This window comes from Microbacterium cucumeris, assembly GCF_058349845.2.
In genome coordinates this window covers 105,487-119,656 of the sequence record NZ_JBYRIZ020000004.1, presented here as the reverse complement: position 1 = coordinate 119,656, position 14,170 = coordinate 105,487, and the positions used below count along the sequence as shown (strand labels likewise).

At 70.4% G+C, this 14,170-nt stretch carries 14 protein-coding genes and 1 pseudogene; 9 read left to right on the top strand and 6 right to left on the bottom strand.

The genetic code is table 11. The features are described from left to right. Positions 1-59: 59 nt before the first annotated feature. The 6 genes and pseudogenes from paaA to AC3RXZ_RS12180 all read left to right on the top strand — a co-directional run bounded on the left by paaA (position 60) and on the right by AC3RXZ_RS12180 (position 4,864). The gene (paaA, locus tag AC3RXZ_RS12205; RefSeq protein ID WP_243229271.1) at positions 60-1,010 is read left to right on the top strand and encodes a 1,2-phenylacetyl-CoA epoxidase subunit PaaA; all 951 of its coding nucleotides are present in this window, start codon (positions 60-62) and stop codon (positions 1,008-1,010) included. Beyond that, positions 1,007-1,294, top strand: coding sequence for a 1,2-phenylacetyl-CoA epoxidase subunit PaaB (paaB, locus tag AC3RXZ_RS12200; protein WP_243229269.1), 288 nt, complete (start codon positions 1,007-1,009; stop codon positions 1,292-1,294). The genes paaA and paaB overlap by 4 nt, the downstream gene beginning before the upstream one ends. After that, positions 1,291-2,133, top strand: a complete 843-nt coding sequence (gene paaC, locus AC3RXZ_RS12195) for a 1,2-phenylacetyl-CoA epoxidase subunit PaaC (RefSeq protein WP_491494207.1) — start codon at positions 1,291-1,293, stop codon at positions 2,131-2,133. Before paaB ends, paaC begins: the two co-directional genes overlap by 4 nt. A gap of 389 nt (positions 2,134-2,522) precedes the next feature. Then, positions 2,523-2,987: pseudogene (gene paaD / locus AC3RXZ_RS12190) on the top strand (1,2-phenylacetyl-CoA epoxidase subunit PaaD); the annotation flags it as partial. Further along, entirely contained in the window at positions 2,984-4,084 is a 1,101-nt protein-coding gene (gene paaE, locus AC3RXZ_RS12185; protein ID WP_491494206.1) for a 1,2-phenylacetyl-CoA epoxidase subunit PaaE, read from the top strand. The pseudogene paaD and the gene paaE, both read left to right, overlap by 4 nt. A 9-nt stretch (positions 4,085-4,093) precedes the next feature. Continuing rightward, entirely contained in the window at positions 4,094-4,864 is a 771-nt protein-coding gene (locus tag AC3RXZ_RS12180) for an enoyl-CoA hydratase/isomerase family protein (protein WP_491494205.1), read from the top strand. Between the two features lie 268 nt (positions 4,865-5,132). Here AC3RXZ_RS12180 and AC3RXZ_RS12175 read toward each other — a convergent pair whose 3' ends face one another. From AC3RXZ_RS12175 to coaBC, 3 genes are all read right to left on the bottom strand, one after another. Beyond that, entirely contained in the window at positions 5,133-7,280 is a 2,148-nt protein-coding gene (locus AC3RXZ_RS12175) for an ATP-dependent Clp protease ATP-binding subunit (protein ID WP_243229261.1), read from the bottom strand. A gap of 80 nt (positions 7,281-7,360) precedes the next feature. Continuing rightward, complete coding sequence (locus tag AC3RXZ_RS12170; RefSeq protein ID WP_491494204.1) at positions 7,361-7,981, bottom strand: hypothetical protein; 621 nt, start codon at positions 7,979-7,981, stop codon at positions 7,361-7,363. Positions 7,982-8,057: 76 nt separating this feature from the next. Continuing rightward, positions 8,058-9,272, bottom strand: coding sequence for a bifunctional phosphopantothenoylcysteine decarboxylase/phosphopantothenate--cysteine ligase CoaBC (coaBC, locus tag AC3RXZ_RS12165; RefSeq protein ID WP_491494203.1), 1,215 nt, complete (start codon positions 9,270-9,272; stop codon positions 8,058-8,060). Here coaBC and AC3RXZ_RS12160 point away from each other — a divergent pair, their 5' ends adjacent. Beyond that, positions 9,273-9,941: an NRDE family protein gene (locus AC3RXZ_RS12160; RefSeq protein ID WP_243229256.1), complete on the top strand. Its 669-nt coding sequence runs from the start codon at positions 9,273-9,275 to the stop codon at positions 9,939-9,941. It begins immediately after the preceding gene. Between the two features lie 68 nt (positions 9,942-10,009). Here AC3RXZ_RS12160 and AC3RXZ_RS12155 read toward each other — a convergent pair whose 3' ends face one another. Next, complete coding sequence (locus AC3RXZ_RS12155; RefSeq protein ID WP_491494202.1) at positions 10,010-10,978, bottom strand: GlxA family transcriptional regulator; 969 nt, start codon at positions 10,976-10,978, stop codon at positions 10,010-10,012. Between the two features lie 96 nt (positions 10,979-11,074). On the opposite strand from AC3RXZ_RS12155, the gene AC3RXZ_RS12150 reads away from it, so the two are divergent. Together AC3RXZ_RS12150 and AC3RXZ_RS12145 are read left to right on the top strand one after the other, a co-directional pair. Continuing rightward, positions 11,075-11,239, top strand: coding sequence for a hypothetical protein (locus AC3RXZ_RS12150; protein WP_243229253.1), 165 nt, complete (start codon positions 11,075-11,077; stop codon positions 11,237-11,239). Positions 11,240-11,267: 28 nt separating this feature from the next. Next, entirely contained in the window at positions 11,268-11,804 is a 537-nt protein-coding gene (locus AC3RXZ_RS12145) for a hypothetical protein (protein WP_491494201.1), read from the top strand. 10 nt (positions 11,805-11,814) lie between these two features. Here the strand turns inward: AC3RXZ_RS12145 and AC3RXZ_RS12140 are convergent, their stop codons facing one another. Both AC3RXZ_RS12140 and AC3RXZ_RS12135 read right to left on the bottom strand, forming a co-directional pair. Further along, positions 11,815-12,942: an AI-2E family transporter gene (locus tag AC3RXZ_RS12140; protein ID WP_491494200.1), complete on the bottom strand. Its 1,128-nt coding sequence runs from the start codon at positions 12,940-12,942 to the stop codon at positions 11,815-11,817. Then, a complete protein-coding gene (locus AC3RXZ_RS12135; protein WP_491494199.1) occupies positions 12,939-14,168 on the bottom strand; it encodes a glycosyltransferase family 4 protein in 1,230 nt (409 codons plus the stop codon). The genes AC3RXZ_RS12140 and AC3RXZ_RS12135 overlap by 4 nt, the downstream gene beginning before the upstream one ends. Between the last annotated feature and the right edge of the window lie 2 nt (positions 14,169-14,170).

The window sequence follows — 14,170 nt, the reverse complement described above, 5'->3', positions numbered from 1 at the left end:
GCATCCTCGTGCGAGAATAAATGAACGATCGGTCAGTAAAGCGCGACGAAGGAGTCGACATGGAGGAGCGGTCCGCCGAGCAGCGGCGGTTCGACGAGATCATCGCGGCCGACTCCCGGGTCGAGCCGCGGGACTGGATGCCGGACGCGTACCGCCGCACGCTCATCCGCCAGATCAGCCAGCACGCCCACTCGGAGATCATCGGCATGCAGCCGGAGGGCAATTGGATCACCCGCGCTCCGAGCCTCAAGCGCAAGGCGATCCTCATGGCGAAGGTGCAGGACGAGGCCGGGCACGGACTGTACCTGTACTCGGCCGCGCAGACCCTCGGCATCAGTCGCGACGAGATGACCGATCAGCTCATCGACGGCCGCGCACGCTACTCGTCGATCTTCAACTACCCGACCCCCACCTGGGCGGACATGGGAGCGATCGGCTGGCTGGTCGACGGCGCCGCGATCTGCAACCAGGTGCCGCTGTGCCGTGCCTCCTATGGCCCGTACGCACGGGCGATGGTGCGCATCTGCAAGGAGGAGTCCTTCCACCAGCGCCAGGGGTTCGAGATCCTCCTGACCCTCATGCAGGGCTCGGACGCGCAGCGCGAGATGGCGCAGGACGCCGTGAACCGCTGGTACTGGCCGAGCCTGGCGATGTTCGGGCCGCCCGACGACGAATCGCCGAACTCGGCGCAGTCGATGGCCTGGAACATCAAGCGCTTCTCGAACGACGAACTGCGCCGCCGCTTCGTCGGGATGCTCGTGCCGCAGGCCGAGATCCTGGGTGTCACGCTGCCGGACCCGGACCTGCGCCTGGACGAGGAGACCGGCGAATACGAGATGGGGGAGATCGACTGGGACGAGTTCGCCGCGGTCCTCGCCGGCAACGGCCCGATGAACGCCGAGCGGATCCGTGCCCGGCGCGAAGCGCACGAGGAGGGCGCGTGGGTGCGCGAGGCCGCCGCGGCGTACGCCCGCAAGCAGTCCGCGCCCGCGTACGAGGGGGCGGCATGACCGAGCAGACCTGGCCGCTGTGGGAGGTGTTCGTCCGCGCGAACCGCGGCCTCAGCCACGTGCACGTGGGCTCGCTCCTCGCCCCGGACGCCGACCTCGCCGTGCGCAACGCCCGCGACCTGTACACGCGTCGCGGCGAGGGCGTGTCGATCTGGGTGGTGCCGGCGGAGGCCATCACCGCGAGCGATCCCGACGCCAAGGGGGCCTATTTCGAGAGCCCCGCGGGCAAGAACTACCGTCACGCCGTGTACTACACGGCATCCGAGGGGGTGCCTCACCTGTGAACGCCGGAACGCACGACGGGGCGCGGCCCCTGCCGCACGGCACGGTCACGGTCGACGAGCTCGAGCTCGCCGCCGAGCTCGCCGGGTCGGATGCCGCGGCCACCCCCGCTGCGACCGAGTACGCGCTCTGGCTGGGCGACGACGCCCTCATCCTGTCGCAGCAGCTGGGAGGCTGGATCGCGCACGCCCCCGAGCTCGAGGAGGATGTCGCCCTCGCCAACATCGCGCTCGATCTGCTGGGCCATGCCCGTTCCCTGCTGCACTACGCGGGAACGGCCGACGGGCGCACGGAGGACGAGCTCGCCTACTTCCGCGACGAGGCGCAGTTCCGCTCGGCCTGGCTGTTCGAGCAACCCAACGGCGACTTCGCCCGCACGATCGCGCGGCAGCTGCTCGCCTCGACGTACCTGTTCGAGCTGTACACGCAGCTGCGCGGTTCGGCGGATCCCACCCTCTCGGCGGTGGCCGCCAAGGCGGTCAAGGAGGTCGAGTATCACCGCGACCACGCCGAGCAGTGGACGCTGCGGCTCGCCGGAGGGACGGAGGAGTCGCGGCGTCGCATGATCCGCGGCCTCGGCGACGTGTGGCCCTATGTCGAGGAGCTGTTCCGCGACGAGCCGCTGATGGACGAGCTGGACGGGATCGCCGTCCGGCCATCGAGCCTGCGCACGCCGTTCGACGCCCGCCTCGACGGAGTGCTCACAGCCGCCGGCCTGGAGCGGCCGGCCGGTCCCGCTGCGGCGGGCGGTGGACGCCGCGGGAGTCACTTCCCCGAGCTCGGCCGCATCCTCGCCGAGATGCAGGTGCTCGCCCGACAGCATCGGGGGGCGACATGGTGATCCCTGCCCCCCATCGCTCGTTGAGCGAGCGATGCGAGTCGAAACGCAGTCCCGTCACATCACACGTTTCGACTCGGTCGCCTGCGGCGCCCTCGCTCAACGAACGAGGGGGGAAGTCGCCTGCGGCGCCCTCGCTCAACGAACGAAAAGAGGAACCCGAGCGCGGAGAGAAACCCACCCCCACCCGAACGTTGAGCGACACCACCCCCCATCGCTCGTTGAGCGAGCGAAGCGAGTCGAAACGCAGTCCCGTCACATCACGCGTTTCGACTCGGTCGCCTGCGGCGCCCTCGCTCAACGAACGAGGGGGGAAGTCGCGTGCAGCGCCCTCGCTCAACGAACGAGGGGGGAAGTCGCCTGCGGCGCCCTCGGTCACGGAACGAGAGAAGCGGGCGCACTCGGTCGCGGCGGCCGTCGCCGATCCGGAGATCCCGGTGCTGACGATCGCCGATCTCGGAATCCTGCGCTCCGTCGAGGTCGACGGCGACCGCGTGACGGCGACCATCACCCCGACCTACAGCGGATGCCCCGCCGTCGACGCGATCCGCGATGACCTGGTCCTCGCCCTCACGGCCGCCGGCTTCGCGGAGGTCGTCGTGCGCACGACGCTCGCCCCCGCCTGGACGACGGACTGGATCACGGACGCCGGAAAGCGGAAGCTCCTCGACTTCGGCATCGCCCCACCGACCGGGCGGCGCGCGGCGGGCCCCGTCGCCGTGCGTCTGAGCATCCGATGCCCGCGATGCGGATCGCTCGACACCCGCGAGATCACCCGGTTCGGATCCACGGCGTGCAAGGCGCTGTACGAGTGCCGAGCCTGCCTCGAGCCGTTCGACCACTTCAAGCCGCTATGAGCGCCGTCACGCGCAGACGCGCGCGCTTCCACGAGCTCGAGGTGGCCGAGGTGCGTCCGCTCACCGCCGACAGCATCGAGGTCACGTTCAGCGTCCCGCCAGAGCTGCTCGGCGAGTACGACTACCTCCCCGGGCAGTACGTCGCCCTGCGCGCGCGCATCGACGGCCGCGAGGTGCGGCGCAGCTACTCGATCTGCCGTGCCCCGAAGCCCGGCGGCATCTCGGTCGGGATCAAGCGCGATCGTGGCGGGCTGTTCTCGGTCTGGGCGCACGAGCATCTGCGTCCCGGCATCCGGATCGAGGTCATGAGCCCCGAAGGACGCTTCACCACCGGCCTGCCGGACCTCGCCGGCGCGCACCTCGTCGGAATCGCAGCCGGGTCGGGGATCACGCCGATGATGGCGCTCGCCTCTTCGGTGCTCTCCTCGTCCCCGACCGCGCGCTTCTCCCTGATCTACACGAACCGCGCGACGCGCGACGTGATGTTCCTCGAGGATCTCGCCGACCTCAAGGACCGCCATCCGGCCCGTCTGGCGCTGCACCACGTCCTCTCGCGCGAGCAGCGTGCGGCCCCGTTGCTGTCCGGACGCATCGACGCCGCGAAGCTCGACGCGATCCTCGACGGCCTCGTGGAGCCCGACAGCGTGACCGAGTGGTTCCTGTGCGGGCCGTTCGACCTGGTGGTGCTGTGCCGGGACCGACTCGCCGCCCGCGGCATCCCCGCGGACCGCATCCGGTTCGAGCTGTTCACGAACGACGCCGACGAGCCGCGCGCCGACCGGGGCCGACCGATCGCCGTCCGCGAGGAGGACGAGACCTATCGTCTGGAGTTCACCCTCGACGGACTGTCGTCCACGGTAGATTCCCCGGTCGCCGCGGACGAGCCGCTGCTAGACGCCGCGCTGCGCGTACGCGGCGACGTGCCGTTCGCATGCGCCGGCGGCGTGTGCGGGACGTGCCGCGCACGGCTCGTCGAGGGCGAAGTGCGCATGACGCAGAACTTCGCGCTCGAACCCGACGAGCTCGAACGCGGCTACGTACTGACCTGCCAATCCCACCCGACGACGCCCCGCGTGGTCGTCGACTACGACGTGTGAGGAGCATCCATGATCGAGCTGACCATCGAGGCGGGCGTCGCCCACGTGGTGCTGAACGCACCCGACCGGCGCAACGCGCTCGACGAACAGGCGCTGCTCGCCCTCGGCGACGCGTACGACCGCGCGGAGGATGCCGGGGTCCGCGCTCTCGTGCTGCGGGGCGAGGGCCCCGGGTTCTGCGCCGGGCGGGACATCTCGGGCGTCGACCCGCGCGAGGACGACGTGATCGGCTATCTCTCGGGCCTCGTGACGCCGCTGCTGCAGAGGATGAGCGCGTTCCCCGCTCCGACCTTCGCGGCCGCGCACGGCGCGTGCCTCGGCGTCGGGCTCGGGCTGCTCATCGCGACCGATGTCGTGTACGTCGCCGACACGGCGAAGATCGGCTCGCCGTTCGCGGCGCTCGGCGCGACGCTGGACTCCGGCGGGCACGCCCTCTTCCTGGAGCGCCTCGGCGCACACAAGACGCTGGATCTCATCTACACCGGGCGGCTCATGTCGGGCACGGAGGCGGTGCAGTCGGGGCTCTTCTCCCAGGTCCTGCCCGCCGACGAGGTGCAACAGGCGACGACGGATGCCGCGGCCACCGCCGCGTCGGGCGCCACCGCCGCGTTCCTCGCGTCGAAGCGCCTGATCGGCCGCATCCGCGACGAGCGTCTGTCGCTGTGGCAGAGCGTGGCTCTGGAGAACATGGCCCAGGCCGAACTGTGCGACACCGCCGACTACCGCGAGGGCTTCGCCGCCTTCCAGCAGAAGCGGAAGCCTCGGTTCGAGGGGCGGTGACCCACCCCGCCCCCGCCGCTCGTTGAGCGAGGGCGGCGCAGCCGACTCCCCCGCTCGTTGAGCGAGGACGGCGCAGCCGACCGAGTCGAAACGCGGTCCCCGGGCAAGACGCGTTTCGACTCGCTCCGCTCGCTCAACGAACGAGGAGGGGAGTTCGCCCAACGAACGAGGAAAGGAACCCGCTCAACGAACGAGGAGAGGAACCCGCTCAACGAACGAGGAGAGGAACCCGCTCAACGGACGAGGAAGGGAACGAGTCAGCGCAGCATCAGCTCGCGGACGTGAGCACGAGTCCCGAGCCGTCCGCCGCGACATCCACGCGCACCGTGTCGCCGTCCCGGACGCCGCCCGACAGCAGCGCCGTGGCCAGCTTGTTCTGCACCTCGGTCTGGATGAGCCGGCGCAGCGGACGCGCACCGAACAGCGGGTCGTAGCCGCGCTCGGCGAGCCACGACCGGGCGTCCGGCGTCACGGCGAGGCTCAGCCGCCGCTCGTGCAGTCGCGCCTGCAGCTGGTCGACCGAGAGCTCCACGATCTGGGCGAGGTCGTCCTCGCTGAGCGCCTGGAACATCACGATGTCGTCGAGACGGTTGAGGAACTCGGGTCGGAACGCCTGACGCACCAGCGCCATGACCTGCTCGCGCTTGACCTCGGTCGACAGCGTCGGGTCGATGAGGATGGGCGAGCCGAGGTTGCTCGTCAGGATCAGGATGACGTTCGAGAAGTCGACCGTGCGTCCCTGACCGTCCGTGAGCCGGCCGTCGTCGAGCACCTGCAGCAGCACGTCGAACACCTCGGGGTGCGCCTTCTCGACCTCGTCGAGCAGCACGACGCTGTAGGGACGCCGACGGACGGACTCGGTGAGCTGTCCGCCCTGCTCGTACCCGACATACCCGGGAGGGGCGCCGACGAGCCGGGACACCGAGTGCTTCTCGCCGTACTCGGACATGTCGATGCGCACCATGGCGCGTTCGTCGTCGAACAGGAACTCGGCGAGCGCCTTGGCCAGCTCGGTCTTGCCGACGCCGGTGGGGCCGAGGAACAGGAACGAACCCGTGGGTCGGCCGGGGTCGCTGATTCCGGCGCGGGAGCGCCGCACCGCGTCGGACACGGCCTTCACGGCATCCTTCTGCCCGATCAGGCGCTTGCCGAGCTCGGACTCCAGGTGCAGCAGCTTCTCGCTCTCGCCCTGCAGCAGCTTGCCGACCGGGATGCCGGTCCACGCCGCGATCACGGCGGCGATGTCCTCCTCGGTCACCTGTTCGTTGACCATGCGGCCCTCGTCGGAGACCGCGGCCTCGGCGGACTCCGCCTCGGCGATGTCGCGCTCGAGCCGCTTGATCGTCTCGTACTCGAGCTTCGAGGCCTTCGTGTAGTCGGCCTGGCGCATCGCGAGGTCGCGCTGCGTGATCGCGTCGTCCAGCTGCTTCTTCAGGTCGCCGACGCGGTTGAGCCCCTGGCGCTCGCGGGCCCAGCGCTCCTCGAGACCTGCGAGCTCGCGCTCCATCTCGACGAGGTGCTCGCGCAGTGTGCTCAGGCGCTCCTTCGACGCGGCATCCTTCTCCTTCTTCAGGGCGAGCTCCTCGAGCTTCAGCCGATCGACCTGCCGCTTGAGCTGGTCGATCTCGACCGGGGACGAGTCGATCTCCATCTTCAGGCGCGACATCGACTCGTCGACGAGGTCGATCGCCTTGTCCGGCAGCTGGCGGGCCGGGAGATACCGGTTCGACAGGGCCGCCGCCGCGACCAGCGCGCTGTCCGAGATCGTCACCCCGTGGTGCGCCTCGTACCGGCCCTTGAGCCCGCGCAGGATCGCCACGGTGTCCTCGACGCTGGGCTCCCCGACGTACACCTGCTGGAAACGGCGCTCCAGCGCAGCATCCTTCTCGATGAACTCGCGGTACTCATTGAGCGTGGTCGCACCGATCAGGCGCAGCTCGCCCCGGGCGAGCATGGGCTTGAGCATGTTGGAGGCCGCGACCGACCCTTCACCGCCGCCCGCGCCCATCAGCACGTGCAGCTCGTCGATGAAGGTGATGACCTGACCCTCGGACTCGGTGATCTCCTTGAGGACCTGCTTCAGGCGCTCCTCGAACTGTCCCCGGTACATGGCGCCGGCCACGAGGGCGGAGATGTCGAGCGTGACCAGTTCCTTGTCCTTGAGCGACTCCGCGACGTCGCCCGCCACGATGCGCTGCGCGAGGCCCTCGACGACGGCGGTCTTGCCGACGCCGGGCTCGCCGATGAGGACCGGATTGTTCTTGGTGCGTCGCGTGAGCACCTGGCTGACGCGGCGGATCTCGCTGTCCCGACCGATCACGGGATCGAGCTTTCCCTGACGCGCGCGGTCGGTGAGGTTGATCCCGAACTGCTCGAGCGCGGACTGCTGCTGGTCTTCCTGGGCGGGGTTGGTCATCGTTCCTCCTGAGGACTCCTTCACAAAGTTGAGTGGTGGTGACTCAAGTTTAGCAGGTCGGATGCCGGAGCCGGCGACCCTCAGATGAGGATCGGGAACGTCAGCATGATGATCGCGCCGGTCAGGCCGACGGCGATGGCGAGGACGAGCAGCGTCCACCGCACCCAGCGCGTGAGGTCGCGCTGCGACATCGCGGTGAGGAACAGCACGAGCGCGAACAGGACGGTCAGCAGCGTGTAGTTGTCGCCGCGCTGGTTGCTCTCCAGCGCGTCCGCGAAACGCGTCTCCGCGCGCTCGGACAGCTCCTCGGCCTCCTCTGTGCCGGGCGGAACGTACTCGGGCATGACGAACGGACCGCGCTCGGTGCGGCCCCCGGCATCCCAGGCCTCGAAGGCGACCGCGAACTCGGGACTGAAACGCTCTTCGATGAACGCCGTCAGTGCGGCATCCTGGGCCCGGTCGGCCAGCACCCACTCGGTCCAGATCGTCAGGTCGTACTGCCGGGCGTCGCGCGCCGTGCCGTCGGCCACGCCGGCCTGGATGCGCGCCCCGGACGCCTCGCTGAACGCGATGGACATGTCGCCGCCCCACTTCGACGCCTCGAAGCCGCACCAGGCGGTCAGGACCGCCGTGATCGACAGCACGAACACGGCGATGACGTCGAAGACGTCCCGCCTCTTCTTCGTCTCGTCCGCCCGCATGCCTGTGATTCTGCCGGAACGGGACGGTGCGCAGAAGACCGCGGCACGACTTTCCCGTGCGCGGCCGCGGGCCGCGTCAGCGGAAACCGGCGACCGCGTCCCAGATCGCGTCCGCGACCTGCCGCTTCGTACCGGATGCCGCGCCGACCACTCCCGCCTCGCCGACGATCTGCACCGCGTTCTCACCGGATTCGAATCCGCGCTCCCACCCGACCTCGTTCACCACGAGCAGATCGACGCCCTTGCGTTCGCGCTTGCGTCGCGCTCGGTCGAGGAGCTCGCTCTCGCTCTCGGGCGTCTCGGCCGCGAACGCGACGATCGTCTGACCTGCTCGGCGCCGCGCGGCGAGGCCCGCGACGATGTCCTCGTTCTCCACGAGGTCGATCCGGGTGAGGACACCCGCCTCCTTGGTGAGCTTGCGCTCGGCGGTCTCGGCGGGACGGTAGTCGGCGACGGCCGCGGCCATCACGACGACGTCCGCGCTGTCCGCGGCGGCGCGCATCGCCTCGCCCAGCTCGGCGGCCGTCCCGGCCCGCCGGACGTGCACGCGCGGATGCCGCGGCAGCACGCCCTCGTCGACGTGCGCGGCCACGAGCTCGACGTCTGCTCCGCGCTCCGCCGCGGCGAGGGCGAGGGCCGCCCCCTGCCGTCCGCTGGAGCGGTTGCCGAGGTAGCGGACCGGGTCGAGGGGCTCACGGGTCCCGCCCGTCGAGACGACGACGCGGATCCCTGCCAGATCCTGAGCCCGGGTGAGGACGGCATCCAGGATCTCCTCGGGCTCGAGCATCCGACCAGGGCCCGAGTCGCCGCCGGTCAGCTCTCCGTCGCCGGGGCCGATGATCTGCACGCCGCGTTCGCGGAGGGTGGCGATGTTCGCCCGGGTGGACGGATGCCGCCACATCTCCGTGTGCATCGCCGGGGCGATCGCGACCGGGGCCGTGGTCGCGAGAAGGGTCGTTCCGAGCAGGTCGTCGGCGAGGCCCGCCGCCATCTTCGCGATCGTGTTGGCCGTGGCCGGCGCGACGATGACCAGCTCAGCGGACTGCCCGAGTGCCACATGACGCACGCGGGCGACGTCCTCGTGGACGCTGGTCGTGACCGGGTGACGGCTGATGGCCTCCCACGTCGGAAGCCCCACGAAGCGCAGGGCGTCCTCGGTGGGCACGACGGTCACGTCATGGCCGGCCTTGATGAGGAGCCGGACGAGCTGGACCGACTTGTAGGCGGCGATGCCGCCCGTGACCCCGACGACGATGTTCATGCCTCGATTCTGCCCCGTAGGCTGGCACACGTGTGCACGGTCGTGATCGATGTGGCGGATGCCGGCAGCTCGCGCCTGCTCGCGGTGCGCGACGAGGACCCTCAGCGGGAGTGGGATCACGTCGGCGCCTGGTGGCCCGAGGCGTATCCCGGCGTGATCGGGATCCGCGATCGGCGCGCCGGCGGCGCCTGGCTCGCGGTGAACACGGTGGAGCACCGGCTGGCTGTCCTGCTCAATCGCGCCGACGTCCTCGATCTGCCCGACGCGGCGTCGCGCGGGTCGCTCGCTCTGGAGTCGGTCGTCGGACGTTCTCCGGTCGGCTTTCCGCGCATGCACGGGTTCAACCTGCTCGAGGCGACGCCGGAGGCGGCGCGCGTCATCTCCTGGGACGGCGTCGAGCTGCGCGAGACGCCCATCGCCTCCGGTGTGCACATGATCGCCCACGACGACCTCGACGATCCGTCGACCCCGCGCATCGCGGCCTGGCTGCCGCGGTTCCGCACGACGGTACCGGATGCCTGGGTGGACCTGCTCGCCGAGACGGCCGCCCTCCCGGCGGAGGACGACCGGGCGATCATCCGCGACAACCGCCCGCACGGCTATCCGACCCAGTCGCTGCTCTACTGCACGGCCTCGGTGTCGGAGGCCGGGGTGCAGGTGCACGACGAGGCGCTGCCCCGCCCCGGCCACTGGACCTGATCCCGGGTGCGTCAGATTTCGCGACCCCAGCACCCAGCGACCCTGGCGCCCAGGGAGACCGTGCGGGATCAGGCGGCGGACTCGTCCCGCGTGCACGAGAACGTCGCGCGGTAGGCGGTCGGCGTCGTCCCCAGCACGCGCGCGAAGTTCTGCCGCAGCACGGCCGCCGATCCGAACCCGCACTCCGCGGCGATGCGGTCCAGACCGAGATCGGTGCGCTCCAGCATCCGCTGCGCCTGGATGATCCGCTGCCGCGCCAGCCAGGCCGCGGGCGTCGCACCGTGCTCGGCCTTGAATCGGCGCGCGAAGGTCCGCGGGGACATGTGCGCGCGCTGCGCGAGCTGCTCGACGGAGAGCTCCTCGCGCAGGTTCTCCATCGCCCAATCCGTGACGAGGGCGAGGGAATCGCTCTGCACGAGAGGCAGCGGACGGTCGATGAACTGCGCCTGGCCGCCGTCGCGCTGGGGCGGCACGACCATGCGCCGGGCGACGCGGTTCGTCAGCTCGGCACCGATCTCCTGGCGGAGCAGGTGCAGGCAGGCGTCGAGTCCGGCGGCGGTTCCCGCGCTCGTGATGATCCTCCCGTCCTGCACGAACAGCACATCCGGGTCGACTTCGATCCGCGGATACATCTCGGCCATCACGTCGGCGTACATCCAGTGCGTCGTTGCGCGCCTGCCGTCCAGGATCCCGGATGCCGCGAGGATGAACGACCCGCTGCACACGCTCAGCACCCACGCACCGCGGTCATGCGCGGCACGGACGGCGTCGAGGATGAGCGGGTCCACGTCGCCCCAGCGGTCTCGCGGCAGCGGGCAGACGACGACGAGATCCGCCTCGTAGGCGAAGGAGAGGTCGTCCTCCACGTTGACCGAGAAGCCGAGTTTGGACATCACCGCCCCGGGCCGCGGCGCGACGACGCGGAAGTCGAAGTTCGGCACGCCGTCGTCCGACCGGTCCAGCCCGAACGCCTCGCAGGCCACGCCGAACTCGAACGGCGCGAACCCGTCCTGGATGATGCAGGCCACGGTCTTCATGGGGTTCCTCTCCGGATGCCGCGTTGGCAGTTTTCACGCGGATCATGTCCATTCTGCCACTCGTGACGCTAAATGCGCGAGCGTAGCGTTTCTGCCATGTTCCTCGTCATCGTTCTCGTGGCCCTGTCCGTCTGGGGCATCGTGTGGTCGGTGATCGACGTGCGCCGCGACGGATACGGTCAGCGCCCCACGGACTGGTCGCGCGTCGCCGGACGCGACGACGCGATCCAGCGGGCCGAATCCTCCGTCGCCTATCGCTGATTCGCCCGGCACGGCTAGGCTCTGCGGCATGAGCGACCCCCAGCAGCCTCAGGTCCCGCCGTACGCGAGCTCACCCCAGCCGTATCCGTCGCAGCCGGTGCCGCCGGCCGGTCAGCCGGGCTACGGGACCCAGCCGGCCCAGCCGCAGGGCTACGTCCTGAACGGCCACACGCCGCAGGCGGGCCACCCGGCAGCGGACTATTCGGCACCGGGAGCACCCGGCTATCCCGCACCGCGCCCGAGCGCCGGCAATGCGCCCGCGCGCATCGGACTCATCATGGGTCTCATCGCGGTCGGCGGGGAGCTGCTGTTCAACGTGATCAGCCGAATCCTGCTGTTCTCGTCCGACTATCGCATCGTCGACATGCTGTACATGGTGGGCACTCCGCTCGCGCTGATCGCCGCCGTCCTCGCGCTCACCTTCGGGATCGTCGGTCTGCGCCGCCCGGGCGCCCCGCACGGCATGGCCGGTATCGCCACCGGCATCGGGCTCGCGGTGACCTGCGGCATCGTGGTGAACTTCTTCATCAACGTGCTCACGCCGCTGGTGTACGACCTCTTCTGATTCCCGCCGCTCAGCGCCACCAGCGCCGGCGCCGGCGCCGCACGGGCGCCGGCGCCGGCTCGGGTTCCGGCTCCGGCGGCACCGCCGTATGGTCCCCGGACGCCCACCGCAGCAGCAGCGCGTCAGGGTTGCCGTCGAGTACGAGCGCACGCGTCAGCAGCGTCAGTGGGATCGACAGGATCGCACCCAGCGGGCCGATCACGAAGGTCCAGAAGATCACCGAGAAGAAGCTCAGCGTCAGGCTGAGATCCACCGCGTCGCTGACGAACTTGGGCTGCACGAGCACCTGCAGGACCACGTTGACGACGCTGTAGACCACGATGACGCCGAGCAGCAGCGGCCAGTCGCCCACGAAGAACGCGAGGATCGCCGGCGGGATGACGCCGAGCACGAAGCCGATGTTCGGGATGAAGTTCGTCACGAACGCCAGCACCGCCCACACCACGGCCCCGGGCACGTTCATCGCCCACAGCGCGAGTCCGTCGATGACCGCGACGATCGCGCCGAACGACGCGTTGACGATGTAGTACCGGCGGATGCCCGCGTTCAGATGCGCGATCCGCGCGATCACCGGGGCGTGCGTGGCCCCGAAGACCACGCCGGCCTGACGGTACCGCGCGGCGTCGATCGCCATGAAGATGATGTACGCGAAAACGAAGAACAGCGCCGTGGCCACCGCGAGCACGGTGCCGCCGATGCTGGACGCGACGCTGAGCAGCGTGGCAGGGTCCAGGGCGGATGCCGCCGCATCCGCCGCCTCCGGACCGAGGCCCAGCGACTCGAGCCAGGCGACGGTCTCGTCGAGACGGTCGGCGAGGCCGCCGTCGGTCGCGAGGTCGACGACGAGGCGGGCGAACTGGGTGCCGGCGAACCAGAGCAGCAGGCCCATCACGCCGAGCACGATGTACGCCACCGCGATGACCGCCGTGGAACCCGCCCACCGCGGCCAGCCGCGCCGTTCCAGAGGCCGGCGCAGCGGCTCGCAGATGACGACGATGACGATCGCCAGCGCGATGGGCCCGACGATCTCGCGCGCGAACGACAGCCCCGCGATGACGACGACGGCGGCCGCGAGCGCGAGCAGCACACGCAGGCTCGGAGAGAGGAGGCGGTCGGACGACGGCGCGGGGCTGGTCACCCGGCCAGAGTACCCGGGCCCGCACCCGCCGCGGCGAGAACCCGCTCGTACACGGCGATCATGGCGGCGGTGCGGGAGGACTGGCGGAACGCCTCGGCGACCTCGGCATCCGGCACCGGAGCCGTCCCCGCAGCGATGTCGGATGCCGCGATCCGCAGCGTCCGCGAGAGGGCCGCGACGCGCTCGGGCTCGGCCGCGTCGGATGCCGGCACCAGCCACTGCCCGCCGCGCAGTTCGGCGCCGATGTCCGGATCGCTCACGATGGTCGGAGTGCCGAGCGCCGCAGCCTCGAACGGCGTCATGCCCTGCGTCTCGAACCCGATCGAGGTCTGCACGACGGCGTCGGCCGCCGCGATCCGCGCGAGGGTCTCGGCGTACGGCAGCCGTCCCGCGAAGCGCACGCCGTCGTGTCCTGCGGCGATGCGCTCCGCCGCGCGCATCTGTGCGCCGCCGCCGATCACCTCGATGTCGGCATCCACGCCCGAGGCCACCACCGCCTCGAGGAAGGGCAGCAGCCGCTTCTCCGGACTCATCCTCCCGAGCCACACGAAGCGCGGCCGGCCCGGTTCCCGCTCGGAGCGGGCGGCGAGCACGGCGTCGAGCAGGTCGTCGTCGATGCCGTTCCAGACGACGTCGACCGTCTCGAACACGCCGTTCTCCTCGAGACGTCGAGCGAAGTGCCCCGAGGGAGCGGTCACCGCACCGGACTCCTGGGCGATCCCGCGCAGATATGCCCACCCGTCCGAACCAGGAACCCGGTCGCCGATGCCCCGCATCGCGACGCGGCGCCACGCGTTCAGCACTGCCAGCACCGGGCGATGCAGGGGCGTCACCGCCGCGAGGCCGACGTCGACGCGGTTGTGCATGGTGTGCACGACCGGGATGCCATGGCGGTGTGCGAACCGGTGGCCGATGAACGCCCCCCAGAAGTCCGCCTGGACGTGCACGAGGTCCACCGGCGGGAGCGTCGCGAACGCGCGATCCAGATACCGATCCACTCGGGCGCCCGGCCACGTCATCGAATACTCCCGATCGAGCGTGATCGGGAACGAAGGGGTGTCCAGGAGCGACGGGTCGCCGCCGAAGACGGCCCTGGCGTGCATCCGCGGAGCGACGACCGTGACCGCGTGTCCTGCGCGTTCCAGGAACCGCTTCTGCAACCGCATCGACACCTGCGCACCGCCGAGGGACGCCAGGTGCTGATCCCCGAACAGGACGATGTGCATGG

What these genes read in the sequence shown, in the direction of transcription:
- paaA (WP_243229271.1), top strand. Translation starts at nt 60, where the DNA reads ATGGAGGAGCGGTCCGCCGAGCAGCGGCGGTTCGACGAGATCATCGCG.
- paaB (WP_243229269.1), top strand. Translation starts at nt 1,007, where the DNA reads ATGACCGAGCAGACCTGGCCGCTGTGGGAGGTGTTCGTCCGCGCGAAC.
- paaE (WP_491494206.1), top strand. Translation starts at nt 2,984, where the DNA reads ATGAGCGCCGTCACGCGCAGACGCGCGCGCTTCCACGAGCTCGAGGTG.
- AC3RXZ_RS12180 (WP_491494205.1), top strand. Translation starts at nt 4,094, where the DNA reads ATGATCGAGCTGACCATCGAGGCGGGCGTCGCCCACGTGGTGCTGAAC.
- AC3RXZ_RS12175 (WP_243229261.1), bottom strand. Translation starts at nt 7,280, where the DNA reads ATGACCAACCCCGCCCAGGAAGACCAGCAGCAGTCCGCGCTCGAGCAG.
- AC3RXZ_RS12170 (WP_491494204.1), bottom strand. Translation starts at nt 7,981, where the DNA reads ATGCGGGCGGACGAGACGAAGAAGAGGCGGGACGTCTTCGACGTCATC.
- AC3RXZ_RS12155 (WP_491494202.1), bottom strand. Translation starts at nt 10,978, where the DNA reads ATGAAGACCGTGGCCTGCATCATCCAGGACGGGTTCGCGCCGTTCGAG.
- AC3RXZ_RS12150 (WP_243229253.1), top strand. Translation starts at nt 11,075, where the DNA reads ATGTTCCTCGTCATCGTTCTCGTGGCCCTGTCCGTCTGGGGCATCGTG.
- AC3RXZ_RS12145 (WP_491494201.1), top strand. Translation starts at nt 11,268, where the DNA reads ATGAGCGACCCCCAGCAGCCTCAGGTCCCGCCGTACGCGAGCTCACCC.
- AC3RXZ_RS12135 (WP_491494199.1), bottom strand. Translation starts at nt 14,168, where the DNA reads ATGCACATCGTCCTGTTCGGGGATCAGCACCTGGCGTCCCTCGGCGGT.